This window comes from Pararhodobacter sp., assembly GCF_036802785.1.
GTDB lineage: Bacteria > Pseudomonadota > Alphaproteobacteria > Rhodobacterales > Rhodobacteraceae > Pararhodobacter.
Map to the genome: position 1 here is coordinate 1 of NZ_DAIRVN010000118.1, position 6,966 is coordinate 6,966.

Genomic DNA, 6,966 nt, shown 5'->3' on the forward strand with positions numbered 1-6,966 from the left:
CCCCCCGCCCCTGCGGCTGGCATTCATTCTCGCGCCGGATGCGCCCCTCACCGACTGGGTTGCCCGGCTGATTGAACGGCTGCACGATGACCCTTCCTTTACGCTTGTCGGCACCATTGCCGGGCAGGCAAGCGCGCCGGCAGCAGGCAGGCCCCCGTTGGTGCTTTCGATGGAGCGTATGGCGCAAAGGGCCCTGTCCCGGACCGTGAGCACAGCAGCGGCAAGCCGGGTGCTGGCCAGCCTGCCGGTGCTGACGGCCGGTCACGGCGAGCCGGTCGCGGATATCGCGCTGGCGCTTACCGGGCACTCCCCCGCCGGGACTGAAACGCCGGGCATCGCCAAAGAGGAATGGTCGGTGCTGATCGCGGGGTCACCGCCGCATCTGGCCGAACATGCCGCGATGAAGGCCCTGTCAGGCGGCGCGCCCCTTGTGCCCCTTGCGCTGATGGCGCGCGTGCCGGGCACTCCCAGTGAGCATTGTCTCTTCACGGCGCAGTACAACATCAAGCCCAGCGCCACGCTCATGGCCCGCTTTCTGCGCCACAAGGCGGTGGGGTTCGTGCTGCGCGCCCTGAAGTGCCGTGCCTTTGGCCGCGACGTGGATTCCGGCGTGGCCCGCACGAACATCCCGCCTGACCCGGCCGGAAAGGCGTCGCCCTATGCGACCATCCTCGCAAGGTCGGTCACCCGGCGTCTGGTGACAACGGCGCGCACCCGTCTGGGCCGCCCCGCGGACAATTGGGAACTGCGCACCGGAACGGGCACGCCGGACAAGCTGGATCTGAGCCAGCTTACCCCCCTGCCGCGCCTGCGGTGGCTGATGGCGGACCCCTTCCTGATCGAACACGGGGGCGAGGTTTACCTGTTTTATGAGGCATTGGAGCGGAGCGGCGGCAATGCCTGGATCGAAGTCGCACGTCTGAAGGGCGCGGCACTGGAGCCGCTGGGTGTTGCCTTGCGCTGCGATTACCATCTGTCCTTTCCGCAGGTCTTCGCCCATGGTGGCGAGATATACATGATGCCGGAAACCCATCAGAGGGACCGGCTGGAAATCTGGCGGGCAAAGCAGTTTCCGCTGGAGTGGGAGCTGCACGCGACCGCGCTGGAAGGCATGTTGCCCGCCGACAGCTCCTTGCTGCACCATGACGGCGGCTGGTGGCTGTTCAGCAATCTGTCCGATCACGCCTATCAGGAACATTCCAGCGCGCTCTCGCTCTTCCGGGTGGACGGCCCGGCCCTGAAAAGCGTCACGCCACACCGGCTCAACCCGGTTGTGATCGGCAGCGATGTGTCGCGCAATGCGGGCGGTGTTTTTTGCGTCAACGGGCAGCTTTTCCGTCCTTCGCAGAACAACAGCTTCGGTGTTTACGGCTATGGGCTGAACCTGATGCGCATCGACGTGCTGAACGCGCAGGACTACCGCGAAACGCTGATCCGGCAGATCACTCCGGGTGATCTGGACGGCGCGAATGGCGTTCATCACGTCAGCTTTGCGCAGGGGCAGTGTGTGCTTGATGTCTATGTCGACAGGGCGGCGCGCAGGCCCTAGCCCCGCGCCTGCCGTGCAACCGGGGAGGATGGCATGCGACACCGTGCTTCGGGAATGGTTGGTGGCTGCGCCGCCTGCGCCCTTTTGCTGGGCGCGGGCACATTGAAAGCACAGGAGGAGGCGCCCTTCTTTCTGGGTATTCAGACGCATTTCGTGCAGGACTGGCGGCTGTCCTATCTGAACCTGCTTCCCGATATCGGTGCGACCGTCCTGCGCGATGAGCTTTCCTGGCCTGACATCGAAAGCGTGCCCGGTGTGTATGATTTCACCGGCAGCAGGGCCGTCTATCTGCAACGGGCGATTGACAGGGGCGTGGACCCGCTCATCCTGTTCTCCGACACCAACCCGCTGCATGACGCCGGGCAGACCCCCTATTCCCGCCAAGGCCAGAATGCTCTGGCCGCCTATGTGGTGGCGGTGCTGGATGCGTTCGCGCCCGGGTTGCGGCGCATCGAGATCGGCAATGAATTCAACTCGGATGATTTCGTCAGCGGGCCCTTTACCGAAGACCGCACGCGCCATCTGGCCACCACGCTGCGCGCCATCCACAAGCCCGTCCGGCTGGCGCATCCGGAAACCGAAATCCTGTGCACCGGTACGCTGACGGTGGCCATGGGCTTTTTCCGGTCGCTGTTCGAAAACGGGATACTGGACTATTGCGATGCCATCTCGCTGCATCTTTACCCCGACCAGCCAGAGCTGGTGGCAGGGGAACTGGACAGGCTGCGCGCGCTGATGGCCGGGTTCGGGCAAGTGCTGCCCATCTATGTGACTGAATTTGGCAAATGGTTCGACGACCCTGACGACGCGCCGGATTTCATGCTCAAGATGGTCGCGCAAATGGGCGCTGCCGGGGTTGCGGGCGCGTGGTGGTATGCACTGCTGGATGAGCCATACTGGCCCAATATGGGGCTTTACCGGCCTGCCCCCGTCGCCCCGATGCCCGCCGCCGACAGCTTCCGCCTGTTGCAGGAAAGCCTGTTGCCGCTGGGCAGGCCTCGACGGATCGGCGCCACGCCGGTTGATCAGATTTATGCCTTTGGCGAGCCGCCCGGTGCCATCATTGCCTGGGGCGCACCGGCGGCGCTGGTCGTCAGCGGGGCCACGCAGTTTCTGGATGCCCGGGGAAACCCCATCGCGCCGGTGACAACCCTGAGCCAGGTTCCCGTCGTCATTCTGGGTGAGGCGCTGGAAATCCACACCGAGCGCGCGCGCCACATCGTCAACGTGACCCATACCTTCGGCCAGTCGCCATGGAGCTATCATGCACTGCGCGCGGATGGCCGCCTGACCCCGTTGCGGTTCATGGACTGGGAATGGTCAACATTCCTGGGTGATCCCTCGCTGCGGCCCCTGCGGGTGACGCAGGACTGGATATCCGGCGCCCGGTTCGACACCGGGGCATATCACGCCATCGAGCGTTTCACCGCCCCGGAAGACGGTGAATACAGGGTGGAGGCACGCTGGCGCGCCCCAGCTGAGCCGGATGGCGACGGCGCCAACATCGAGGTATCGCACAACGGCACGGTCATTGCGGCGGGTGTGGTGTGGACGGAAGACTTCGTCTTCGGGCCGCAGGAAATCCATCTGGCCGCCGGTGAGTGGCTGGACTTCGCGGTCGGCCCGCACAACGAGGCGGGCGGAGATGCCCTGCGCCGCGAAATCACCCTCCACTACCCGCCAACCGCCACCGCACCCTGAGCGCGTCAGCCATGCCGCCCCAGGTCAGTCACGCCGCAGCGCGCTGAGCCGGGAACGATAGAAAAGCGCCAGCAGCGCGACATACATCACAGTCGGCGGGAGAGAGATCAGAAGCGCGCGCACCAGCGGATTGACCCCGGCCAGAACCTCCAGCTGATTGATACAGACCAGTGCTGCAAGCGAGGCGATGATCGGAACAACGGCAGGCAGCAGATTGCGCACCACCGGCCACCAGACGAACCCCAGCTTGGCTTTGTAGATCTGCAGATTTATGACGAAGACGATGAGCGCAACAACGATCTGCGCCCCGGAAACCGCGATCATCCCAAAGGGGCCGGTAACCACGGTCATGGCAATTGCGATAGCGGCATAGGACAGGAAAAGCCGGGGCAATACCCGCGTGTTGCCGGTCAAGGACATCAGTGGTTCGGTGGTGTAGCCCATCGCCCCCAGAAGTGCTGCGAAGGAAAGCAGCACGATAACCGGCACCGCAGGCGCCCATTCCGGGCCCAGCAACCCCACGATGATCGGTTCGGCGAACACACTGATCCAGAGGAAACCGGGGATCGAGATGATGCCTAGAATCGGAAAGAAGACATTGGCGGAATTCTGAAGCGCCCCGGCCTCGCCGGTGTCCCGGGCGGTGCGGAACGCCTTCCATGCCAGAACCCGCGTCGGCTCACCGATCAGTTCGGAAAAGGCACCGACCACGCGCTGCCCCGCCCGGAAATACCCCACCGCCGCCGGTCCGAAGAAGCCGGCAACGATGAACACCGCCGCATAGCTGCGCAGCGTAAGGATCAGCCGCGAGACCAGAATATTCGCCGAAAACCCCATCAGATCGGGCAGTTCGTCGCGGATGAACCAGAAGCTGGGCACGATGCGTGTCACCGCAACCGCCAGCAGCAGGAAGCCCGCCTGCAAGGCAAGCCTGCCACCGACCAGCGCCAGCACGCCATGCCCGGCTTTCAGCATCACGAGCGTCACGATCAGCCCGGCGGTTTCAGCCACGATGACAATCAGCGCAAAGGCCACGATGCGCCCCTGCCACACCAGCGCACCGTTCAGGGCCGCCGACGGGGTAGCCAGAAAGATCCAGAGCGCAAAACCCGCAACCAGAAGCTGTGTATCTTCATGGCTGGAAATCCGCGCCGTCAGGACTGCGGCAACAAGCCCGATGACCATCATTGCAAGACCGGCAATCCAGGCCGCACCAAAGACCTTGCGCGGGCCATCGGGGGCACCGCTCCAGGACATGATGTATTCACCCCAGCCGGCCTCAGACACCTTGAGGGCGATTATGGCAAAGGCCGAGATCAGGGCGAAGAAGCCGAAATCCGCCGGGCCAAGAATGCGCGCGGCAACCACGAAGATCATGATCTGCGCCACCTGGATATAGGCGCGCGACAGCGCGGTCAGCAGCGCGCCCCCCGCCATCGCGGCGCGGCCGGTGGGTGGGGCGCGGCCGCGCGAGGCCGGCCCGTCAAGATCTTTACCTGGCACCGGCAGCCTCCTTAAAGAACCGGCGGGGCCGGAAACACGGAAAGGACGGGAAATCGCCGAGGACCTTGCCCGAAACGCTGAACGCCCGGCTTCGCTACTGTCCGCAGACCTATAAAATCTGATAAACTTAGATTCGGTCAATCTCTAATAACGCACTCTCATCCTCTGATTGCCCGCAAAGACGCAAAAACAGGCACATAAAAAATCTGACGGGCTGCGGAGTCAGCGCTTTGCGTAACGCAACAGTTAAGTTACTCTGTTTTTAAAATCTCGGAGCGATGTCGCGACATGGTGCTCTTTCCCGCAAGTTTTGTAATCATTGCGTTCTGGTTCATCGCGGTGCTCCGGTCCGGTTCAGGCGCGTATCTGATGACGCTCGCCATGCTTCCCTTCGGTATGTTCGCTGTCGTGCAACTGCCGTCGCTCGGCGGGCTCTCCATTCTCGCGACGACGCTTTTTGCGGCAATGGCCGCGGGGGTCAGCGCATTGGGTGTGCTCTTACGTCCCGGGCGCACCTCTTCCGGCTTCAATTCAGCGGCAGTCGCCCTGGGATTGTTCAGCCTCTATTCGGTTTTCTCGGCGCTGGTTCTGGTACGGTTTTTTGAGGGATCGTTTCTGGTCGTTCCCGTAGCGCGCGGGGTGGCGGGCATTCAGATCGACCCGAGCTTTCCTTCAGTCTACGTTCCGGTATCGCCCTCCAGCGCCAATCTTTCCCAGACTTTCTATATTCTGATTGCCTTCGCGTTCTTCGTCGCCTTCTGCGGCTGGATGCGCCGGGAGGGGCCTGCGGCTGGCGAGCGGTTGTTTGCCATAGCGGCGGCGATAAACGTGATATTGGGTGTGCTGAACATCATACAGTTTGACCTCCTCCTAAGCTGGTTTCAGACGGCCGCTTATACATTGCACGATCAGCAGACCATGGGCGGGTTGCGCCGTGCCATCGGCGGTTTTTCCGAACCCGCGCCTTTTGGCGCCGCTTCGGCGGTTTTTTTCGCTTATTTTGCATGGTCCTGGGCCCAGTCTCACAGACCGCGCGACTTTCTGCTCGCGCTGTTCAATTGCGCCTTCGTGATCCTCTCCTATTCCACCACCGGCTTTGCCGCGCTGGGGGTTGTCTTTGCCATTTTCGCGCTCGCACGCTTTCTGGACATTCATGGAAAGATCGAGCGCCGCAGAACAGCCCTGAAAATCGCCGGTTATTCCATCGTGCTGGCAGCGGCGGCCACAATTCTGGCACTCACCCCGCTTCTGCAGATCGCGGTAGACCTTCTGGACCGGCTGTTCTTTTCCAAACTGGATTCCCTTTCCGGGCAAGAGCGCGGTGCATGGTCGGCCTCGGGGATGAATGCCTTCTACCGCACCTGGGGATTGGGCGCAGGCGCGGGATCGGTGCGCTCTAATGGACTGCTCCCGGTGTTTCTGGGCAGCGTGGGCCTGCCCGGCACATTCGCTTTTTTCGCTTTTCTCTGGCTGACGATTGGCCGATCCGCCAAGGTGATCGCTGACCCGGCCTTGCGGCGCATGTATGTCGGCGCGCGGATTGCCGCGCTCGCGCAGCTCACCGCGCTGATGCTGAGCATGACGGTTCCTGACCCGACAATCCTGCTCATGGTCTGCTGCGCCATTGCCTCAATCGCCCGTGAAACGGCGCTTCGCACCTCGGCCGAACGCCTGGTACCCGTTGCGCCGCCGGAAACGAGGCTGGGCGCGACAGCCTGAAAAGGCCGCCGGGGGAACCCTTTGTCCGACGAGAGAGCGGCGCCTGCCGTCTTCCGCAGGGTGCCCCTGAAGGACGCGTGGCGGCCTTCCGACCCACTCGAACAACCGACTATCCGGGAAACGATCCGGCGGTGATTCGCAAAAAAAGCGACATAAGCGCGCATTTGCAAAGTGCAAAAAACATTTGACGAACATTCGTTAGCGCAGGAACCCGCTCAACATATTGAATTCTGGTGCCATGGATGGGGAAATGTAGTGTTCCGCACCACCCACCGCCGGTAGGGAATTCTACCACTCTATATCTGGTGACACGAAGCCCGAACTAATCATCAATCCTGAATACATGATTACCAGAAACCCCTTATCTACCTGCAAATCAAGCGAATTTTAACGTTTTTTCAACACTCGTCTCAGGCCATATCCGAAGCCCCTAATGTATAACAGGGGAATCGCATATGGCCGTGACGCACTGAACGGGATGGCTTGTGGCTGGG

At 62.3% G+C, this 6,966-nt stretch carries 4 protein-coding genes; 3 read left to right on the top strand and 1 reads right to left on the bottom strand.

Annotated elements, in window-relative coordinates; translation table 11 throughout:
• A partial coding sequence (locus tag V7Q53_RS22680; protein WP_333831235.1) for a glucosamine inositolphosphorylceramide transferase family protein occupies nucleotides 1–1,549 on the top strand: 1,549 nt, incomplete at its 5' end.
• A gap of 33 nt (nucleotides 1,550–1,582) precedes the next feature.
• The gene (locus V7Q53_RS22685) at nucleotides 1,583–3,250 is read left to right on the top strand and encodes a hypothetical protein (protein WP_333831237.1); all 1,668 of its coding nucleotides are present in this window, start codon (nucleotides 1,583–1,585) and stop codon (nucleotides 3,248–3,250) included.
• Between the two features lie 24 nt (nucleotides 3,251–3,274).
• Here the strand turns inward: V7Q53_RS22685 and V7Q53_RS22690 are convergent, their stop codons facing one another.
• The gene (locus V7Q53_RS22690) at nucleotides 3,275–4,753 is read right to left on the bottom strand and encodes an oligosaccharide flippase family protein (protein WP_333831238.1); all 1,479 of its coding nucleotides are present in this window, start codon (nucleotides 4,751–4,753) and stop codon (nucleotides 3,275–3,277) included.
• A 369-nt stretch (nucleotides 4,754–5,122) separates the two neighbouring features.
• On the opposite strand from V7Q53_RS22690, the gene V7Q53_RS22695 reads away from it, so the two are divergent.
• Nucleotides 5,123–6,472 carry a hypothetical protein gene (locus V7Q53_RS22695; RefSeq protein ID WP_333831239.1) on the top strand — a complete coding sequence of 450 codons (1,350 nt, stop codon included), beginning with the start codon at nucleotides 5,123–5,125 and terminating at the stop codon, nucleotides 6,470–6,472.
• Nucleotides 6,473–6,966: the final 494 nt, after the last annotated feature.

What these genes read in the sequence shown, in the direction of transcription:
- V7Q53_RS22685 (WP_333831237.1), top strand. Translation starts at nt 1,583, where the DNA reads ATGCGACACCGTGCTTCGGGAATGGTTGGTGGCTGCGCCGCCTGCGCC.
- V7Q53_RS22695 (WP_333831239.1), top strand. Translation starts at nt 5,123, where the DNA reads ATGACGCTCGCCATGCTTCCCTTCGGTATGTTCGCTGTCGTGCAACTG.